This is a genomic window from Candidatus Nitrosocosmicus sp. R, from assembly GCF_054408505.1.
The window spans coordinates 3052677-3074285 of sequence record NZ_CP167090.1 but is presented as its reverse complement, the minus strand read 5'-3'; the positions used below and the strand labels follow the sequence as shown (position 1 = coordinate 3074285).

The window sequence follows — 21609 nt, the reverse complement described above, 5'->3', positions numbered from 1 at the left end:
AAACAGAACTCGTGGTGAAAGTAAGGTCTGAGTTTAGAAAAGTGGGAGTTATTTGCAGAATATAATAATTTGGGCTTTGATCCACTGAGATGGTTACCGGATTGTTATAGCGAGTTAAACTATGAAAAGTTTGATGGTATTGCAGATGAATTTAAAAACAGAAATAATTTAAGAATAATACCAAACCACTATAGCTATTTCCAATATCCAGAAAAAAAAGATGTAGAAATAATTAGAAGAATTTACAAAATAGATGAAGAGTTCAGACACGAGGATCTGAAAACTAAAAAAGCCGTTTCAATATTAAAGTATGATAAAAACATAGTTAATGACGACAACCTATTAGTTAGTGAGATTAAGAAAATATCTAGCTCTTTTGATACTAAAATAGAGGTAGATAAGGTGTCCATCATACCTACAAATAGCAAAAAGGATTTCCAGTTTATTTTGTTTGATCATATTAAAACTCAAAGAGGAAACAAAACTGGATATACAATTGTTACCAATTCTAATACCCAGGCAACAGATATTACTCAACCTATAGAATCCCCAATTCATATGGAAATATCTTTTACTGAATCTATTAGTCTTTTAAATCTACTGGGGTGTTCTAAAGATATTAAACTTTATCCAATATATGATGCACCAAATGATGAATTATTAGACCATATTAGAAGAAATATTGATAGTTTTACAGCAAAATATAATTATACATTTGAAGACTATAGTTCGTTGAAGTTGGGTGGTCTTTTTTTTGGTACTACAGCAGTAGGGAATACTCACAAAGAATTACCAAACAGGTATGATTTAATAGAACAAGATATGCAAATAATAGCAACTGACAGTTTGGGACTTTTGGCATGTCTTGGCTTGTACATAATCACCAATCTAGATGACACAGTATTTCAAAAAATGAATAAACATGGCATAGATAGAGAGAAAGTAAATCGATTAAAGGATCTGGCTCTTAAAAGTCTCACAGAGCCAAAGGTATCGATCGGAAAAATAGTATCAAAGTATCTGCCTGATTTTGAAAATCAATTCGATTTACAATCAAATATATTAGTAACACATCCAATCTCAAAAAACGGTATTACTTCATTTGTGGAACTCTCGAAATTAATTAACAATCAAATAATAATTGATAATGTTCCATATGTAGATAATGATATTAAGAATTTTGTATTAAAGGAGCACCTATTATCAAATGTTAGCGCCTCTACTCCTGATACAAATATGATAATAGTATCAAAAGACTTTGCAGCAACCATTATGGATGAGTTATCCAAGCACAAGTTTAATCCAGCAATTGTAGGTAGAATTGGAGACAAACCAGGGAAAGCTGGAGTTAGTTTTAATAATAAGATTCATCAGTAAAAAAACAGAAAGGCTTAGGATAGGTTATAAATGAAAAGAAAAAGAGGTTCATGAAATGAAAATTTTTCTATTATTGTCAATAATTGTTTATAATTAGAAGTATCGTATTTGAAAAAGTTGTTTGGAAAATGGTATATTACTATTCATTATTTAACTAATTTATCATTAAGACAAAACAATAAATAAATAATGATTATTAATTATTGGGTTGTTGATTGCGATTGATCTATTCCTTGAGTTGTTGCACTTTCATCGTTACCATTACCGTTACCATTACCGTTACCATTACCGTTACCATTACCGTTACCATTACCGTTACCATTACCGTTACCATTACCGTTACCATTACCGTTACCATCATCACTATTGTTATTGTCAAATGCAATGTTATCAGCTGATTTAATATCAGTTACACACACAGCTTTTAGTTCATCATTATCATTAAATTGTGGTGAGAGTCTAAAGGATACTACATCCTCAACATCGGTTCCAGGTCTAATGGTCAAATCATTTTTACTTAATGCATCTGTACCTGAGAAAGATGTTGGAATTTCTGTCAAGTCAGCATTGTTATTTTCAATGTCTACTTGTCCTGGGGATTCGAATGTTATAGATTCGACCTGAAGGTCATTTCCACAGTTATCAGAATTTTCTCCTAATGTTACAAAGTGGTTATGCCATACGGGATCATTTGCATCTGTTTGTTCTTCACTATCTTGGACACCTGCATGTGTTGTGCTAACTACTACTGCATCTAACCCTTCTGTAGTTAACACACCGTATCCAAATGCACCACCATCACCATTCGTGGGAATATGACCATGGGTTTCAAGGAATGCACTCATTTCATCTGAATTAGCATCAATTGTGGCTTCTCTTATGTTAAGAAAGTCATCATTACCGCCTCCTTCTGAATTGGAGGATGTAGATGCAAATGTCAGACTTAAAGGTGACAATACTAATATTAATAGCATAGAAACAGCTGCAAAGAGTTGATTATTCATTATCTAGTTCTATTTTTGAAATATTTATACCTTGTGTGTACTTTTAGCAAGATTTGTAAATATTGCGAATTATTGGGAAATACTGACCACAATTATGGTTTGGTAAAAGCAATTGAATGTAAAATCATACAGAGTATTATTTGATTTGAGTCATAAAAAAAATTATGGTTTATTTTGCGAGAAATCAATTAATATTCCTTGTATCATTATAAGACTTGGGGCTTCATTCAAAAATCTAACAGGTGTCTCGTTATCCCTAACACTTTTCAATTAACTATAAGAATATCTTTACTGATATCTTTTGAAATATTGGTCACCTGAATGAAGCATCTATTGCTTTTATCATCAGGATATTCATGATTTGGATGAGGGGTTTCTTTCTTCTCTTCCTTCTATGGTAGAAACAGTACATCACCAAGCAACTATATATAAATTTCTAACAATCACAAATTAAATCCATAGTGAAGGCTCCAATAAAGTTATAGACAGAATCGTATAGATTAAAACAAATTTCAATATAGTTATCTTAGGGATTATAGTTACAAGTAAAATAACATACAATGCTTTTTTTTACTTTCGGGATTATAATAAAGAAATAAAAAATTAGTTGTTAGTATTTAGACATACTACATAAGGAGTTATTTGAATATCTTCTCCTTCCACGTTTATCGTCCAGCTGTTATTTTGAATGTTGGGTATGCTTCCAATTTCATTTATTTCTCCGTTACCGCCTCCTTCTTCATCTCCTACGATATTGTATCCACCACTTAACGGAATATCATTGTCGTTACAGGTTGCAGTGGCAGTTACAAAAGAATCTTCTTCGGATGTAGATTGTTGAACGCCATTTTTAACATACATGTTTTCCTTTAAGATAATAGAGTTGTTACCTGCTGGTCCTTGGGGTCCTACTTCACCTGCTGGTCCTTGGGGTCCTACTTCACCTGCTGGTCCTTGGGGTCCTACTTCACCTGCTGGTCCTTGGGGTCCTACTGATTCATCGTTTCCCGTGGACTCTGCTATATTCTGTTCTATGTTATCTTTTATTGGTTCAGGTAACATCACGGATTGATTATCAATATTGAAAAATGATTGAGATTGATTTTCGTTAAATAAAGGTTCAGTTTGTGTTTGTGATAAGTTATCGTCTGAAGAATCACTAATGTTTCCCACATCAACATCTAGTTGTTGAGCAACTACAAGTCCATGGTTACCCTGTATGGCAGTCAAGATTATTGTAATTATAATCAAATAATATACAATTGATTGCATTTCTATACAGTTTCAATTATTCTATATATTAAGATTATGATACGACACAATTTGTAAACTTTTTCCTGTTTTGTAATAAAATTTGTAATAATTTTAATTAACTTTTACTAATCTGTCCCTATAGCTATGATTAATCCGCTTTCCACAACCATTACAGAAAATATCGCTACAGTTAGCACACTTTACTAACAGGCTTTCTCCACAGCTATGATCTAATAGAAACGGATCATATACTTCAAAAAAGTGTTCATAAACATATTTCATATCTGTGTATTCATTTATTGTTGTATTTGGAAATAAATCTATATTGTTGTCAATAGCATTTTTGTAGGGAATATAGCTAATTGTAGAATCGATATCAGAATTATTATAATTCATAGATGCTCACATTATGATATATGTGTAGAGGCCAAACAACATACTGATTTCTTGTTTGGCAGTGTAAAAAGGATAACCTTGATGGTATAGTATTGTTAGCACGGATGTTTGACATTGTTAGATTAATACAACTTTATTCCCCCTTCAGTTATAAAAATATAATGGTTAAAGTTGTAATTAATTCATAATTCCACTCAAGTAGTAGAAAATATCTCATCAATATTGAAAAAGTTATTGAAATTTAATCAAAGTTTCAACAAAGATGGAAATGTCGAGTTAACCATATTGCATCTAGATGTCTTTTTTGTTGTCTTTTTGCTATCTTATTTAAAATGACTACCTAATTATGTTTTTTATCACCCAAACAAGCATTCAATCCTTGAATTAAAAAAAGAATGGATTTGCATGAGAATGAATGTGTTTTAATTGATAAATATGGTCTAATTTTCCCAAGTAGGTGTTAAAGGTGTATTAAATACACCCAACAGCATTAATATGCCATTTAGTTAAAGAACATACATTTTGTTTTTTTACATATAGAAATGGATATAGAACGGATATATTTGTGAACTTTACAACTAATGAAATTCCATTTTTTGCCACTTATCCTAATGAAACAAATGTCAATGACCTGATGTTTTACCGAAAATCAGCTCGCCATTGTTAAAACAGGTAGTTGAGGCTCTTCGGTGATTTGGATTTCTTTAAGTTTGTTAATAAATACTCATCTATTTATCCATTTACCCAACGGTTTAGAGAGAAGAAAGAGGATCCTACTCTTCACATTAAGCAGAACACAATTAAAGATTAGAAAATGTCGAGTACCAGCAGTGCTCTTCATTATAACATTGATCTGTTTGATATGATATCATCCATAAAATAGATCAAGTGGTTGCCAAATGTGACTGGAAGTTAACTAAAAACATTTACTGACAACCTTTAAATATAATTATTGTGATATTTTGGTATTGTTTAACAAGATCACATATTTACATATTAATACCTCATCATTACGTGAATTAATTGAACGTGAAAGCCGGATATTTTCATGCAGGATTCAATAAAAATCACACCTTACAAAAAGTTGCATTAATTTAATGATCCAGTTAAACGAGTAGAAAATGAATAAGAAGATGGTGGATGATTTGGGAAATAAAAATAATACAACAAAAGATGAAAATAATATACATCTTTCCCTAAAAGAGGGCAGTCTACAGGATAATCAAATAACCTTTGTTAATTTTTCCAATAATTATTGTGTATGCATAATTGATATAATTGATTCTACAAACAATACATATGATATATTAGAATCTAAAAAGATCAAACAATACTATTCTGTATTTCTCAATACCATGACCTCAATTATAAGCCGTCATGGGGGTAAAGTAATTAAAAACGCTGGCGATAACTTGTTGTATTATTTTCCAAGTACAATGAATGAGAGCAACTATTTGGATTTTCAAGATGTAATTGAATGTGGATTATCTATGATTGATGCAAAGGATCAAGTAGATCTGCTGTTGAATTTAAATGGATTACCACCTATAAATTATAGGATTAGTGCAAGTTATGGTAAAGTAGAACTAGCTATCGTAGCAAATTCTCATAACGGCGATATTTTTGGAACACCTGTAAATGTATGTTCTAAAATAAATCATTTAGCTTCATCGAATCAAATGATAATTCATAGAGATCTTTATCAAGTGATGAAAGAAATGCCATATTTCGATGACTATGTATTTGAGGAATTAGATCGTAAAAACAGTGTTAACGACTATTCAGAGAATAATAGAAATGTATATACAACTTATTCCGTTCGTCGATTTGAAGATATTAATAAACAAAAAGAAATAGAAAGTAAAATATTAGCATTACATGATGAACGTAAGCGTATTCATCAAAATAAAAATAACTCGTCTTTTAACATTTTGTTGATAGATGATGACAAAGACATTCTTTTTACATATTCAGCGATAATTAAAAGCCAAGGCTTTACAATAACATCTTTTTCAAATCCATACAAAGCACTTGATGACTTTTCCACAACGAATCCATATCTGTACGATTTAGTTATAATGGATATACGGATGCCGGGAATAAATGGTATTAAATTATACTCTAAATTTAGGATAATGAATCCCAATGTAAAGATACTTTTTATGTCGGCATTAGATGCTGTTGGTGAATTGTTAAGCTTATTTCCTGAAATTAGTGATTCAGATATCTTGAGAAAACCTGTAGATTCCCAACAATTATTAGACAAAATAAATACAACAATAAGACAATAAGAAATTAGTTAGAAGACAAATTGACTTGAACAAAAGTCATAATACAGGTCTTTTATTTAGAACTTGTTCCGAAGTAAGATGGTAAGCAATATTAGTAACGATCTATATTATTATTATATTTTGTTATAAACGACCTTCAGGCTCTAGAAGAGTAATTAATACCCTATTGATTACTGCGGTAAAGACCCTTAGAATATTCAGTTAAACCAAAAGATCTAGACGCAAATTATGAAATTGGAAATAATGATTTTACAATTCATAATGGTGATATGGCAAATAATTTAAAATTAAAAGACTATCAATAGTGAATGATGTTCACCCTTACTACTAGCTCAATGGAGATTAGGTTCTATAAGAAATTAAGAGATTCATAAGTTTATACCTGTTAAACCAACGCCGATACCGATGATACTCTCTATAAAGATAAAGATAAAGTACCTATTTCATAAATAATAGTTTCAATAAATAAAATTTGATCTTTGATATGGTTCAGATTCGATTTGTTCCTGCGTTTGGTTCGGGGTCTGATTATGAAATAGATCTTAGTTCAACAGGAATACTAAAGCTAAAAGTACAACCAATTCCGTTCTGGTTGTTTGATGCCCAGATTTTACCTCCATGAGCTTCTACTATGTTTTTTGAAATGTATAGTCCTAAACCAGTTCCACTATCTGACTTTGTAATAAACTTTTCAAATAGGTGATTCATTACCTCAGAATTAATTCCTTTACCCTTGTCAACAATACTTACAATTACCTGTTCTGCGTTCTTTTTCCTTAATACTGTTATATTTATTTTCCCATCCTTAGTGAACTTTTTTGCGTTATTTAATAAATTTAGTATCACCTGTGATATTCTAGCTTTATCGCCTTCTACTAAAATTGATTGATCAAACTCATCATTTAATCTAGTTCCATCATGGAAATCAAAATCAATGGATACATGTTCTTCCTTTTTTTCTGAATTTGTGGTAAAGTCCTGGATGGTATTTTCAACAAGCTCTACAAAATCAAACCTCGAAATATTAAGTCTTAATATATGACTATCTATTCTGGAGACGTCCAAAATATCGTCGGTTAGCTTTTGCAATTTCTTTGCGTTTCTATATATCACTTTAATATCTTCTTTCAATTCGGATGTATCGATCTCGCTAGTGTTATTCTGAAGGTTATGATTGATCAGATCAGAAAGTCCCAGAATGGGCTGAATTGGTGTACGCAATTCATGGGCAGCTATATTAATAAAATCATCCTTGAGTTTTTCGTTTTCCTGTAATTTTTTAAGATTTTCTTTGATTAATGAATTGGCCTTTTTTAGATACATACTGTATTGCATGCTTGATAAAATAAGTGCAATAATATTTACAAAATATCCTACGTCTTTAAGAACATGTGCCATATTGTGTGCAGTATCAAAAGACATTGCAGAAAAGGCCATCACGATCTGTGTAAATATATCTATTACAAGATACAAGGCAAGTCCTTTATACACGACATCTTTTTTTAGATAGAGTTTTTTTTTGTAAAAAAAGAACAATACCAAACAAAATAATATTAGAGGTGGAATTTCGTACGGCCGATGCACGGAATAATCATCTAAAACAGATGCAGGATAAACCAAAAAGAGTGAGCTTAAAGCTGTAACTATTGCGATAATCCCCAAAATTGATATATAAAAAATTATACCATCTTTTTGTGCAATATTAGTCTTTTTTTCATGTTCCTCTTGTGTATACGATTGGGATCTGATGTCAGTTAGTTGTCCTATTTCTTCTTTTTCAGATAGTGAAGAGTATTTTAAGGTAGCAATTAAGAGCATCGCACCAAGGAAGAATCGTCCTGCAAACCAGGTTTGAGGAATGAAATATTTTATAAAATTTATATTCTCTATTAATGCAAAAGATACTATAACATGGAATAAATCGATAGAAACACTAATAAAAAAGCCTACACCAACAAAAAGACTAAATCCATCTCTTAGAACCCTATAACGCAAAATGTAATAAAAGGATAGAGCCGAGCCTAGTATTACTGCAATCAATTCGATGTAAAAATGATGTGTTTCTGAAGAAATCCATAAAGTAGGATCTAATGAGACGGCCAAGAACAGAGACAGCAGTAGAGAAGGCACAACAATTAGTTTAATTATACTCGATAAAATCGAATCATCTGAAAAAATATGAGTAAGATTTTTCAAAAAAAATCATCCTCTTTTAGTAATAATCATAAAAATATGAAGTAATATTGGGCAGGTGTGGAAACTCATCGGTTTGTTTGCTACAATATCCCATCCGAATTTGTTTTCAATATCTACTACAATAAAAATTAACGAATTCAATACTGTCAATTGCAATCTATTTTAGCTTCAGATAACTTCCTTTTTATGATTGAGATAAATTGTTCGCCGCTTAAAGGTTTTCTCACAATTTCAGTCATTTTGATTTCAGGTAATGCTTCAACGAACTCGCCAACCAGATCCAGAGCAGTTACAAAAATAATATTCAAATATGGATCTATCGCTTTAAATCTGTAGAATAGCCTTATTCCGCTCACCTCGCGCATTCTTATATCCATAACTACCAAGTCATAATTATGTGAATTTTTTTTTGTCAAGTTTTTTAGAGCTTCAATAGGATTTGAATAGGAATGTACTTTATATCCCTCCCTTTTTAACAGTGATTTAAATGTGTATAGAATATCCACGTCATCATCTATTAGTAAGATATTGTACTGTTTGTTTTTTATTTGACCCAGTCGCTTGATTTCATTTGAAGTGGATGGATAATTTAGTCCTTCTTGTAGTTTGTTTGGGGATAATATTTTTCTATTATCTATTATTGTGTAATACGAATTGAAATTTCTGCTGTTCCCATCTAATGATAGTTTGATCTCAGATATTTCAAATCCTTTACTAAAAGTCGAATTAATTAATAAGGAATACAAGTTCTTTCCTATTACCAATCCATTTGATTTAGACAAGCTATTTATTTTGGCACATTCATTTACTACCGAGCCAAATAAGTCCACTTCCTTGTTGGTAGACCCCAGGGCAACTTCTACTAATCCGTAATTCATACTAATTCTATAATTGATAGGCGGCAGATCTTCCTGTGCTAACTCTTGATTCAAAGGGCCATTTGACTTAATCATTGAAGTGCTGCAGTCAAAAACATCTTGAAATGCCCGATGATCATCAAGATTTGATGTTTTTGGAAAGTAAAAAAACAAATTATCCCCACTATTTTTAATAATTTTTCCACTATGTTGATAAAGTATGGTACTCATGGAATTCAAAAAAAGTGAATAATATTTTCTTAACTTTTTAGGGTCTTTTATTTTTGCAGTTTCTTGAGTGGAATTAATTATATCGATAAATCCTATACAATATTGTTGTGTGAAATTCATAAAATTAATTTGCTCTTGATTACTTTCTTTAATCAAACTATTCGAATCTGAATTTGATCTTGGAATACCACCACCGGAACTATTGAAAGTATTTTCAGAGTTATCATACTTATTGTAATTAGATAGATTGTTTAGGTTATCTATCATGTTTATATGGATGATATGGATCAGGTACTATTTATGGCTGTTGTTTAATATTGCAAATATATACCAATATCATTTTATAAGGTTCGTTTTAGTGAAATACTTGAAATTTTGGTCACTGTGGTTCAATAGACCAACTACTTAGCTTATTAAAACAAGGTTTAAAAATATTGCTATTGTAAAACTGGGCTCTGTTAACTCAACGATAAATCTATAGCTTAAAGATGGTCTATTTCCAGTATGTCCAGTACAAGAAATAAAACATCTTCATCATATATTGGTCGTGCATTGTATTTGTACTTTCTAGGTTTGTCGACAAGAAACGTTGCTAAAGCCATGTTTTGTTTCCGCAAGGTCAAGAGAAGTCATGTTGCAATCTGGAAGTGGATTCAAAAGTATCATCCTAAAAAGATATTATCAAAGAGAAAAAGGATTTCAGAATTTATCATCGACGAGACATTGCTTAAAGTTGGATTTGAATTCATCTGGTTATGGGTAGCAATAGAGCCAGAAAATAGGCAAATTCTCGCACTCTTTCTTAGCTAATAAATCCAAGGAAAGAAACATGTTTGTTGCTGAGAGGTTCATCTCAGATGTAATAAAGAATCATGGAAAACATCCAGTTTCCACAGATGGTGGCACATGGTATCCACAAGCATGTGGGTTCCTAAAACTAAAACACCGCATCCATTCTTCGTTTGAGAAAAGTCTAACTGAAAGGACAATGCAGTATATCAAAGATCGAACTGAAAGTTTTGATGACTACTTTCCTTGTAGGTTGAAGAATTGCAAACTAAATCATGTACGGAACTGGTTGAATCTGTTTGTCAATTACCATAACGAGGAGAAGATTCATCCTTAAGTTAACAGAGCGTAAAACTGTAATGCTAATGCTACTAGCTATCAGATGTTAGATCGCAAAAATGATTACGATGACATTATATCTTAAGGATTTGTGGACGTTGTGAGATTATGAAGAAGTACCCTTTGGGTTGATGATACACAATCCTGTACCCATAATTATTTCATCATATTTGCAATTCTTTTTAATAATTCTTCGATTTCAATCGGTTTTTGGATAAATAAATCTCTACTTAATTCATGATAGTCTTTTTCTCTAAATTGTTGATAATATGCCTCGCTAGCAGTCAAAAAACACACTCTAATGTTATTGTCCATTTCCTTTATTTTCTTGTACAAATCAAAACCATCTATATAGGGCATCTTAATATCAAGAAGGGCAATATCGTAGTAGTTTACCTTGAAATTTGACAAAGCTAACATAGAATCATTAAACGCATCCACTTCAAATCCATGAATTTTTAGGATACGTTTAAAAGATAAGGTAATGTCATCCTCGTCATCTACTATAAGTATTTTTATTTTATTTTTTTTGGTTTCCATCTCATATACTCACTCCAGAACTATTTTGAATCAGGTCGGTTTTAATTAGTGGGATTTTAAAAGAGAAAGTTGCACCTTTCCCATCTTTATTATTTTCAGCCCACATACTTCCACCATGAGACTCAATAATATTCTTTGAAATGTACAATCCCAATCCAGTACCTTGAAACGATCTAGTGGAAAATTTACTAAAAAGATGAGGAAAGATTTCTTCCGAGATCCCACTTCCAGTGTCTTTAATGATTATTTCTGCGTATCCATACGCATGTGGACCATCTCCTTTTGATATCTTAAGAGTTATCCTGATCAATCCATCTTTTTCAATGAATTTTATGGCGTTATCGAGCAAATTTGAAATAACCTGAATAATTCTCTCCTTATCAGCATGAATAAGAGCATCAGGCCCTAAGATTTCATTCTGTAGAGTATAATGCAATTTTATATGTCTTTTAAATGTAGGTTTTTTTAACTGTCTTGTGTAATCCTTTATGATAGTAGTTAATAAATCGTTTAAGATAAAATTCTCTTGATGTAATACAAGTTTGTTGCTTTCGATTTTAGTAACATCTAAGATATTTTTTATCAGAACGTTGAGTCTTTTAGCGTTCCTATAAATCGCTTCTATGGATTCATTTTTATTAACATCATATTTTAATAAATTTGCAAAAGTCAAAATGCTTTGTGTTGGAGTTCTTAGCTCATGAGCAGCTATATTAACAAACTCGTCTTTTGCTTTGTCAGCCAGTCGCAGTTTTTTTATGTATTCCTCTTTAAGATTATCTGCGTCTTTTAGTTTTTCATATAGCTCGGTTTGTTTCCACAATGTATCAAAAATGGTAACAAATGATATAACATTTGGTTGACTTGTAGAATATATTGCCGAGCCAACTGCGTCGGTAAATTTCTGCTTTGTGTCATTCTTTAATTCCACTATCAGCGAGTACTTTCCATCTACGACCAGTATATTTATCGGCGCATCAAAAGGCGATTCGATACGTCTAACTTCAATTTTGTCCGTTTGACTTAGATTATCAATCTCATTTTCTACATTACTAAATGATGGAGTAATTATTCTTATTTTTACATTTCTATTTGAAGCGTCTATCAAAGATTGCATTAATCCATCATTTTCCTCTCTCAGAAAAACAGTGGAAGTTGTAAGAATAAGCATTATTTCAGTAACACTGGATTTTAAAATATCAAAATAGATGCTCTTTATTTCGAATGGATTTTTAATGACATCTACAATTTCGGGAACGATGCCCTTCTCAATTTCGTCAATTTTCTCTATTGCAGAAATAGATTTATCCCACAGGTTCTCAAAAAAGAAATTATGTTGTTCTACCACTGCCGTTGAATTACTGTATACCACTTGAGACAATAATTGTAAATTTTTCATTGTCGCTGATGCGATATACTCATTTTCATTTACCGCAAAATTTCCTTTTAATCCAGGTAAATGATGTACTGCAGCTATCTTCAATAATTCTTTACAAAAACCAATATTTTCTTTAGTTACCTCGGTAATAAACCTGCATTTTACATTTCTTTTCTTCAAGTCAAACATCCCTTTATTAAAAACTTCTATGCCAATCGCGACGGAAGGCCAGTACTGGTCTGCACAAATTAACAGATTGTTTGTAGAATTATTTAAGACATTGAGGATTGTTTTGGTGGACTCTTCTAATCCTTCTGCAGTACCTATTCCCTCCATCTTATCTAAAAAGTTATGCATACATATTAATTTTTTATATAAAATGGTATTAAATGGTTTAGATTGTTTTATATTGACAACAATATAAAATGAAGATAGCAAAGTAGATAAGGAAATATATACGAAAATTGTACCCCATCCTACCGCTACAATAATACATTTTGCACTTTGACCAATATCATAATTATTTTCCTTCTTTAATTTAATTGCATTTGCGTTCCATGTATTTACATACATTGTAATCATTAATAGATATGCGATTGCTGCTACAGTTAAAACCATTTTATCCCTTAAAGTATTTATTTTGGATTGACTGTTCAATATCTATCAATAACAAATATCAATTATCAAATAAAAGTGATACTACTAATGCTACACTGATTTTATTAGGTTAACAAAACCAAAAAAAGATACAAAACATAAAATGACAATACTTTTTGTTATATCTAAGTTAATCTAAACTTGGTTTTTAGATAGAGAAAAATTTGAAGTAATTTAGTTTGAAATTAATCGAAGTGATTTTCTTATATAATGATGTTGCTTTAAGGTCTACAGGTAATTGAAAAAGAATACTATTCCCAAGAAGTTCCCTTTAATTTTGCATATTTTAAATAAGCATTATTCTTATCTAGTCCTTCGGTATTGGCATTTGAAAGATTTGCTTCAACAAAAATAGTTTTGTACATATTACTTTCCCTAAAATCTGAATTCTGTAAATCAGACCACATAAAATTAGTATTGCTTAATTGGCTTTTGACAATATTAGAACCCTTAGCTGTAGCGTACATAACCAAAGCGTCAGACATATCAGAACCTTCAAAAGTAGTTTCGGACAAATTAGACTGTACGAAATTAGTGCCCACCACTATTGAATTTGTAAAATTACATCCAGTAAAATTAACACCATTAAGATAAGCGTTAGAGATATCTTTATTTGAAAAATCAGTTCCTGTAAAGTCTAATTTTAGAGTGAGATTTTCTAAACGCCACTCATTAAATTCGTTTACTTTTTCCTCAAGGAGTAGTGTAAGGCCCTCCTCTTGTTTGAGATCAGACATTTTATAGTACTATTTTTTCGAGAATCAATATTAATTTGTCGATTTTTATAGTTACTAGCTCATCTACAGATATGAAATAACATCATATTTCCCTGTGGAATATAGATAGTCTTCTTTTTTTCTTGAATTTGAATCGGTAAATATCAAAATTATCCACCGGTCAAACTAGTAAACTTGTTTTTTCTTTTTACATGTGCGATATAATCGAGATTTGCTATTGCTATCATAGCAGATTCTCTTACCTCCTCACTCTCATCATTTAGTGCTCGCTCAAGTGTTTTTCGTGATTGCTCGGATCCTATAACCCCTAATGCTACTGCGGCTTCATGTCTAACAAAAAAACTTGGGTCCTCTATCACAGCTTTTGATAGTACTTCTATTCCACTTGTGTGCCCTAATTGGCCTAGAGAAAAGGCCGCTTCATGTCTTACAAGTTGGTCTGAATCACTTAATAGAACTCGTCCAATAGGTTCAATGGCTTTTTCTCCAGAAATATCTGCTAGTATGCATACGGCTCTAGTTCTTATTACATAATCCTTGTGGTCAACTAGATTCTTAAAATATGCCTCGTCTCTGTTATCAAAGCGTTGTTCCATTTCCATTAACAAGTCCAATCTATTATCCAAATAGATTTAGACAAATTACAAGGATTTATAACGGTTTGTAAAATTCTCCCGCATGATAATTTACCATACATCTTTTTTTCCTAGCTTATTACATTGACATCCATATGCCTTTGCAAACCAAAAGGGATTCTAGAACATCAGAATAAATCTACAAATATAAAATGCATAATCCTATCCCTAAATAAATATGCGTGTAAGATACTGGAGGCTCAGCCTAAATGATTTAAGAGATGGAACTTATCCTATTGACAACGTAAATCATTGGGAGATTAAATGTTTACAAGGAGACCATGAGCATTTTGGTGTATTTTGGTATAGATACGGGACACCATTTGATAAGGAACCCGTTAATGGAATATGTTTCTACTACAACGAGATACCGATTGAAAAGGTTAAAGATATTGCAAATTTTCTCAATTCAAAGTTTGGGGGTAAAGTAGCATATAGACAAACAAGGGGATTCTTGCAAGGATCTAAAGAATTTGCAGATAAACAATCTATAGCTCAACTCGCAGAAGAACTGAGTTCAAGATATAATGCACCTATTGAGATGACACTTGAATTTGAAAGAATAGATAAGGACCAACAAGAAAAAATAATAACTTTGCCCGCTAGCAAGGGATTACCTATAGTTGGCCCTGATTAACATTTTTTCTTGTTCACAAAGACGATTGTAGCATTCGAATCAAGATACCTATATATTATTTGAATTTCACCGTTTAATTGGCCTTGTAACCATGAGTAAAGAAAAAACATTTGTAGAAAAAAAATTGAGAGGTTCTGGAGGATATGCAATTGCAAAGGTTAGTGACGACGAACAAAAGAAAGCAAACTTGGGTGGTCCTGAACTTTTTTTGGCAGGCATAGGCAAGTTAGATAAAGACAGATTTAAAAAATATTATTGCAACAAATGTGAAAAAGAATATCAAGGAGCGCCTAATCTTGAATTTGAAAACCCCAACGAAGATTTGGGTGAGAACATAATATTAAAAGAAAAAGGAGAATACAAATGCAAAAACTGTGATTACATTATAGCACAATATAGAAAATTTGATGAATCAAAAGATAATACTAATCTTGAATCAAAAAAAGAAGTACAAGAAGGAGGGGGAAGAGAAGTAGAGCAAGAGAAGGACAGACTTGATGAAGTATTAGAAACAGAAAATAGAAACGAGGGCGAGAGCAATACGAGTAATTCTATCAATCAAACTGAAAACAACAATAATGAAGCCATTTCAGATGTGAAATCCACGTATGTGCATATTGAAAAAATAATTGGAATGTCAACTTATGATAATAATGCACACTTAATTGGCAAAGTACAAGAAATTGGTTTAAGAAAATTATTAGATGGAAATGTTGAATTTAGTTTCAAGATAAAAAATTCAAACAATGAAATTAAAGAAATAGAATGGAACAAGATTTCTAAAATAGGAGACATAATTATTTTGGCAGATCAAAATTCACCTAACGAGAATAAATCAAGAGGTTCTGGAAGTATTCATAACATTAGTAGTGGTAATAGTAATACAGACATCAATGGTTCCTCATCCACATCGTCAATAACAGCAAAATTAGATGGTAAAACGTGTAGAAATTGCAAATACAATAATGAAGCGGAATCCATTTTTTGTGAAGAATGTGGCAAAAAATTGGAATGAAATAATTATTTATTTATTTATTTTTTAATCCAATCCTCACATCCACTACCCGTGAACCACGTCCTTCTTCTAGGACCAGTAACGGATTAATATCAAATTCTTCGATTTCTGGAAAATCTATGATTAGCTGAGATAATCTTAGCAAGCAATCAACTACGGATGGAATATCTGATGATTTTTCACCTCTAACACCTTTCAATAAAGAAATTGTTTTGATTGAATCCACCATTTCCCTGGCTTCTGATTCAGAAATAGGAGCCAGTCTGAAATTTACATCCTTCAAAATCTCAACGTAGATTCCCCCTAATCCAAACATCAACAGTGGCCCAAATAATTTGTCTTGTTTTGCACCAAGGATTAATTCTTTGGAATTGGTCACCATTTCCTGAATCAACACGCCTTCAATTCTTGCGTTTGGATTATAATTTTTTACACTAGACATGATAGAATTATACGCATTTCGAACATCATCGGTATTTTTTAAACCAACTTTTACACCACCCGATTCTGATTTGTGAATAATGTCTTTTGAAGATATTTTCATGACAACAGGATAACCAATTTCTATTGCAGATTTAACAGCATCATCTTCATTATTTACTAGCATACTTTTTGGAACTGGAAATCCATATGCTTGAAGTACCGCATAGCCCTCATCTTCCAAAAGATTTGTTCTGCCCTGTTCGTAAACGTTAGATATAACATCCTTAACCTTCTCCTTATTAACTGAGAAAGATGATATAGATTCTTTTTTGCTGTTTAACCAATTACCAAACCTATACATCGAATCTAATGTTCTAATGGCAGGTTCTGAATACATAAAATGAGGTACTCCCCCTTCTGACAATATAGATTTGTTTTCAACACCCTCAGCCAAACCCATTAATGCAGCTAGCATTGTCTTTCCACTATTCTTTGATGTTCGAATTATTGTTTTGGCTAATTCATTATAATCTAAAGTCGCAGATGGGGTACACATTGTTACTACAGACCCAACATTAGAATTAGACAATACTTCGATCAATACTTTTTCAAACCTATTGAAATCTGCATCGCCTACTATATCAACGGGATTTCGTGAGGATCCATGCGGCGGGATAACTTTAGATATTCTTTCCCTCGAATTAGAAATATCTGCCATTTGTATGTTATATTTGGAACAAGAATCGGTGGAAATGATTGCAGGTCCACCCGCATTAGAAACAATTACTACCCCCATATTATTCATTGGTAAAGGTTGTTTTGAAAAAGCAGTCGCTAATTCAAATAATTCCTGCATTGTATCTACCCGAATCACACCAGCTTGCTTAAATACAGCATCGTATACTTCGTCTGAACCCATCAATGCACCTGTATGAGACATTGCAGCTCTGGCGCCTTCCGGAGTCCTACCAGCTTTTAAAACAATAATTGGTTTTCTTTTTTCCAAAGTAATTCTTTTAGAAGTATTCATGAACCGTCGGCCATCATGAATATCCTCTAAATACATCACAATTACTTTGGTATAAGGATCATCTTCTAATAATTCAAGTATATCAGTTTCATTCATATCCACCTTGTTTCCCATGCTAATTACTTTGGAAAATCCTATTCCCTGAGCTATTGCATCCTCTACCGTAGCTGCGCAAATAGCTCCACTTTGAGAAACAAGAGCTATTTCACCATGTTTAGGAGTAATTTTCAAAAATGTTAAGTTCATAAGATTTTGATCGGTAAGACTCATTATTCCAAGGCAATTGGGCCCTATTATTCTAATTCCATATTTTTTACCAACATCTTGTACTTGTTGTTCCAATTTTGCACCAGTTTCATCAACTTCTTTAAAGCCTGCAGAAACAATTATGCAAGATTTTATATTTTTTTTCCCTATTTCTTCCATAACTGCAGGAACGATTCTATTTGGGGTGGCGACTACCGCAAGGTCAATGTTGTCATCTACATCAAGTACGCTTTTGTAGGCTTTTATGCCAGATACCGATGAACTAGTTGGGGTAATCGGATATATTTTTCCCCTATAGCCGCTCAATATATTGGAAAAAATAGCTTTACCTACTCCAGGTTTTTCTGATGCTCCTATTACAGCAATAGAAGATGGTGAAAGGAAAATGTTCTTTAAATTTTCATTACTCAATAAAAAAAGTATATCATCAGGTTATAAAAATATTAAAAAAATTTAGTTTTTATATTAAAGAAATATTTATCATCATAGCTAAATGTCTTCAAACAAGTTGACCATAGATATTGATACTCATGGACTGATAAGCGATCTTCAGAAATTGATAAAAATTCCGAGTGTTTCTGCAAGAAAGCAAAACTTGGAAGAGTGTGCCAAGGAGATCGTTGCAATGATGAAAAGAATAGGAATCAACGCAGAGTTGATATATTATGATGATCAGAAAAATTCTGCACCTCCTCCACTAGTTTATGGAGAAGTCAAATCCAAATCAAATCCAAATGGGAAGACTTTATTATTTTATAATCATTACGACGTACAACCAGAAGAACCTAGGGATTTATGGGAATATGAACCGTTTGAAGGTAAAGTAGAAGGGAATTTGATTTATGGGAGGGGTGCTTCCGACGATAAGGGTGAACTTGTAACCAGATTAAAAGCAATAGAGTTTTTTCTAAAACAAAGAGGCGATGTTCCAATGAATATAAAATTTCTAATTGAAGGAGAGGAGGAGATTGGAAGTAAGAATATATCAAAATATCTAAAAAAATACAATACAAAATTCAAGACCGATATAGTTATTTGGGAATTTGGATATATCGATCAGGAACAAAAACCCATTATCAGTTTGGGGATGAAAGGTCTTTTATACGTAGAATTGACGGCACAAGGTGCCTCTAGAGATGTTCATTCTAGTTTAGCTGTTTTGATAGAAAATCCTGCTTTGAGAATTGTCCAAGCATTATCAACATTGGTCGATAGAGAGGGAAATATTTTGATAAAGGATTGGTTTAAAGAAGTCAAAGAATTATCTGAAGAGGAAAGTTTGATCATAGACAGCGAGCCATTTGATGAAGAAAGTTTTAAGAAAGAATACGGAATAAGCAAATTTATCAATAATATTAGCGGGAAAAGAGTAAAGAAAGCTTTGACCAGTGAACCAACATGTAATATAGCTGGATTAAATTCGGGATACTCAGGACCGGGTGCGAAAACCATAACGCCTTCAAAAGCAATGGTAAAGATTGACTTTCGTTTGGTTCCAAATATGGACCCTGGTCTTCAGTTTAAAAGGCTAGAGAAACATCTAGTAGAAAACAGATTTGAGGATATCAAAGTCACGCTTATTCATGGAGAAGCCGCTGGAAGAACTGCATTAGATAATCAATATGTAAAAATAATTGAAAAATCTGCAAATGAAATTTTTGGAGATTCAATAATATCAATTTCATCTGCAGGTACTGGACCTATGTATGATTTTATTGATTTACTTAAAGCTCCTTGCATTTCAATTGGTGGGACCTACATATTTTCAAGGATACATTCGCCCAACGAATTTGCCAAGATCGACCTTCTTGAAAAAACTACAAAGTGTATGATAAAAATCATTGACAATATTTCGACGACCGTAACATGATACATTTTTTTGGATTTTACTTATAAGGATGAAACAAGCTTTTACTAATATTGGGTTTTGAAGATAAGATAGAGAAAGACTATCTAGCAGATTGGAAAGAGACAGTTATTGAGAAAGTGCAAGAAAATGATGACATAGTAAAGATAACTGAATATGTACTTCATATTGCTAGAATTATCGATTATCCCAACCTGAAAATATCAGAATACATGAACATGATAAATGAGATGGGAAAAGAGCTAACCTCTCAAATAAAAAATACAAAAGGTATGAGACCAACCCACATTATTGAAAAATTGAATGATTTTTTCTTTGATGATAAAAAATTTCAACCAAATATTAGTGATTATTATAACCCTGTCAATAATTATTTAAACATAGTATTAGAAAAAAGGACAGGAATTCCAATAACGCTATCATTAATCTATATCCACCTTGCTAGCTATATGGATTTTAAACTCCATCCCGTCAATTTTCCATCTCACTTTTTAGTCAAATATATACTAGACGAAGATTCGGACGAATCTATAGTAATTGATCCATTCAACAAGGGTCGAATCATGGATGACTACGTCTTACAAGATCTTTTGAACAAGGCATATCCTAGGTCTACCATTTCTTTGACTAGCGATTTGATGAAGAAGACAAATTCGCTACAAATCATAATCAGGGTCTTGAATAATTTGAAAAATGGATACATGGAAGTAGATGATTTAGACAAAATAATGAAAATAAACGAAATGATTCTCTCCTTGGATAGCACTAGTTCTGAAGCACTCAGAGACAAAGGTATAATCCTATATAGAAATAAGGAATATCAGCAAGCTTTAGAAATTCTTTATAAATATATAGATCTGAATCCAGAAGCAATCGACATTGATAGAATATTGGATTTAGTAAAGCAAATTAGAAATATACTTACAAAGTAGATTTGAAATTATAATTGATATTGAAGATATTCTTAGAATGGTTAAATAAGGTATTTTTGCCTAGTCGGAATCATGTGACGACTGACCATGAATTTTCATCTATCCATGTCACCTAGTTGTTTGTTAAATTATTAATATATTAAAGTCACAATCAATCAATCAATCCATCATAAAACGATACAGGAATTTCGTATACATATAATATATAAAAGCTTTAATTGAACAGAAAAAGAATCTATTCGAATTGATTGTCAAAATTGACATTTGGTATTCGAATTTTAGGAATACTACAATAGATTTTTCTGACATCCGATTTGTACTCAACTCAACACATCCAATCATAATTGAGAATAGATCCAACTAATGATTAATAGTAAGTGGTAAAGAAACTCAAGATGCTACAAATATGATAAATTTCGGTTGTAATAATAGATAAACCATCAAAAAGGATCAAAATGGAAACTCTATCTTGCATGTTATGTCCAAATGTAATCTATCTACTAATTTGTAAGTAATCTAGTCAAACACAATAAATTTAGATATTTTTATTTATTTTGAGAAACAGATCTTTAGCATTTTTTCTGGCTTCTTCAGTAATTTCTTCGTTAAAAATTGTATTGCTCAAAGAATCAAGTATTACTTGCCACTCTTTTTCGGTTAATTGAATACCCTTTTTATCAATATTACCCATGGTAAAATTTTTCAATTTTCTGTAATAAAATCTTATTTGCTTCTAATAGGTTGGCTTGCAAGTTTT

At 31.8% G+C, this 21609-nt stretch carries 19 protein-coding genes; 8 read left to right on the top strand and 11 right to left on the bottom strand.

The window, feature by feature from the left end:
• Positions 1-69 precede the first annotated feature (69 nt).
• Positions 70-1377: a hypothetical protein gene (locus AAGU22_RS15945; RefSeq protein ID WP_458720079.1), complete on the top strand. Its 1308-nt coding sequence runs from the start codon at positions 70-72 to the stop codon at positions 1375-1377.
• Between the two features lie 200 nt (positions 1378-1577).
• Here AAGU22_RS15945 and AAGU22_RS15940 read toward each other — a convergent pair whose 3' ends face one another.
• The 3 genes from AAGU22_RS15940 to AAGU22_RS15930 all read right to left on the bottom strand — a co-directional run bounded on the left by AAGU22_RS15940 (position 1578) and on the right by AAGU22_RS15930 (position 4031).
• On the bottom strand, positions 1578-2381 hold the full coding sequence (locus AAGU22_RS15940) for a hypothetical protein (RefSeq protein ID WP_458720078.1): 804 nt from the start codon (positions 2379-2381) through the stop codon (positions 1578-1580).
• A gap of 603 nt (positions 2382-2984) precedes the next feature.
• On the bottom strand, positions 2985-3653 hold the full coding sequence (locus AAGU22_RS15935) for a hypothetical protein (RefSeq protein WP_458720077.1): 669 nt from the start codon (positions 3651-3653) through the stop codon (positions 2985-2987).
• Between the two features lie 93 nt (positions 3654-3746).
• Positions 3747-4031, bottom strand: coding sequence for a hypothetical protein (locus tag AAGU22_RS15930; protein ID WP_458720076.1), 285 nt, complete (start codon positions 4029-4031; stop codon positions 3747-3749).
• A 1121-nt stretch (positions 4032-5152) separates the two neighbouring features.
• Here AAGU22_RS15930 and AAGU22_RS15925 point away from each other — a divergent pair.
• Complete coding sequence (locus AAGU22_RS15925; protein WP_458720075.1) at positions 5153-6322, top strand: response regulator; 1170 nt, start codon at positions 5153-5155, stop codon at positions 6320-6322.
• A 528-nt stretch (positions 6323-6850) separates the two neighbouring features.
• On the opposite strand, the gene AAGU22_RS15920 is transcribed toward AAGU22_RS15925, so the two are convergent.
• A complete protein-coding gene (locus tag AAGU22_RS15920; RefSeq protein WP_458720074.1) occupies positions 6851-8518 on the bottom strand; it encodes a sensor histidine kinase in 1668 nt (555 codons plus the stop codon).
• 146 nt (positions 8519-8664) lie between these two features.
• On the bottom strand, positions 8665-9873 hold the full coding sequence (locus AAGU22_RS15915) for a response regulator (protein ID WP_458720073.1): 1209 nt from the start codon (positions 9871-9873) through the stop codon (positions 8665-8667).
• 237 nt (positions 9874-10110) lie between these two features.
• Between AAGU22_RS15915 and AAGU22_RS15910 the strand changes: the two genes are divergently transcribed.
• Both AAGU22_RS15910 and AAGU22_RS15905 read left to right on the top strand, forming a co-directional pair.
• The gene (locus AAGU22_RS15910; RefSeq protein WP_458720072.1) at positions 10111-10416 is read left to right on the top strand and encodes a hypothetical protein; all 306 of its coding nucleotides are present in this window, start codon (positions 10111-10113) and stop codon (positions 10414-10416) included.
• Positions 10417-10435: 19 nt separating this feature from the next.
• On the top strand, positions 10436-10732 hold the full coding sequence (locus AAGU22_RS15905) for a hypothetical protein (RefSeq protein WP_458720071.1): 297 nt from the start codon (positions 10436-10438) through the stop codon (positions 10730-10732).
• Between the two features lie 158 nt (positions 10733-10890).
• Here the strand turns inward: AAGU22_RS15905 and AAGU22_RS15900 are convergent, their stop codons facing one another.
• The 4 genes from AAGU22_RS15900 to AAGU22_RS15885 all read right to left on the bottom strand — a co-directional run bounded on the left by AAGU22_RS15900 (position 10891) and on the right by AAGU22_RS15885 (position 14672).
• Positions 10891-11274, bottom strand: a complete 384-nt coding sequence (locus AAGU22_RS15900) for a response regulator transcription factor (protein WP_458720070.1) — start codon at positions 11272-11274, stop codon at positions 10891-10893.
• A 1-nt stretch (position 11275) separates the two neighbouring features.
• Entirely contained in the window at positions 11276-13309 is a 2034-nt protein-coding gene (locus AAGU22_RS15895; protein WP_458720069.1) for an ATP-binding protein, read from the bottom strand.
• Positions 13310-13560: 251 nt separating this feature from the next.
• Positions 13561-14046 (bottom strand): pentapeptide repeat-containing protein, encoded by a 486-nt coding sequence (locus AAGU22_RS15890; RefSeq protein WP_458720068.1) that lies wholly within the window; start codon positions 14044-14046, stop codon positions 13561-13563.
• Positions 14047-14195: 149 nt separating this feature from the next.
• On the bottom strand, positions 14196-14672 hold the full coding sequence (locus AAGU22_RS15885; protein WP_458720067.1) for a HEAT repeat domain-containing protein: 477 nt from the start codon (positions 14670-14672) through the stop codon (positions 14196-14198).
• A gap of 187 nt (positions 14673-14859) precedes the next feature.
• Between AAGU22_RS15885 and AAGU22_RS15880 the strand changes: the two genes are divergently transcribed.
• Together AAGU22_RS15880 and AAGU22_RS15875 are read left to right on the top strand one after the other, a co-directional pair.
• Positions 14860-15318, top strand: coding sequence for a hypothetical protein (locus AAGU22_RS15880; RefSeq protein ID WP_458720066.1), 459 nt, complete (start codon positions 14860-14862; stop codon positions 15316-15318).
• A gap of 91 nt (positions 15319-15409) precedes the next feature.
• Positions 15410-16333, top strand: coding sequence for a hypothetical protein (locus AAGU22_RS15875; protein ID WP_458720065.1), 924 nt, complete (start codon positions 15410-15412; stop codon positions 16331-16333).
• Positions 16334-16346: 13 nt separating this feature from the next.
• Here the strand turns inward: AAGU22_RS15875 and AAGU22_RS15870 are convergent, their stop codons facing one another.
• Positions 16347-18464 (bottom strand): acetate--CoA ligase family protein, encoded by a 2118-nt coding sequence (locus tag AAGU22_RS15870; RefSeq protein WP_458720064.1) that lies wholly within the window; start codon positions 18462-18464, stop codon positions 16347-16349.
• A gap of 82 nt (positions 18465-18546) precedes the next feature.
• Between AAGU22_RS15870 and AAGU22_RS15865 the strand changes: the two genes are divergently transcribed.
• Positions 18547-19923, top strand: a complete 1377-nt coding sequence (locus tag AAGU22_RS15865; protein ID WP_458720063.1) for a M20/M25/M40 family metallo-hydrolase — start codon at positions 18547-18549, stop codon at positions 19921-19923.
• A gap of 50 nt (positions 19924-19973) precedes the next feature.
• Positions 19974-20852, top strand: coding sequence for a SirB1 family protein (locus tag AAGU22_RS15860; RefSeq protein ID WP_458720062.1), 879 nt, complete (start codon positions 19974-19976; stop codon positions 20850-20852).
• Between the two features lie 535 nt (positions 20853-21387).
• On the opposite strand, the gene AAGU22_RS15855 is transcribed toward AAGU22_RS15860, so the two are convergent.
• Entirely contained in the window at positions 21388-21543 is a 156-nt protein-coding gene (locus AAGU22_RS15855; RefSeq protein ID WP_458720061.1) for a hypothetical protein, read from the bottom strand.
• Between the last annotated feature and the right edge of the window lie 66 nt (positions 21544-21609).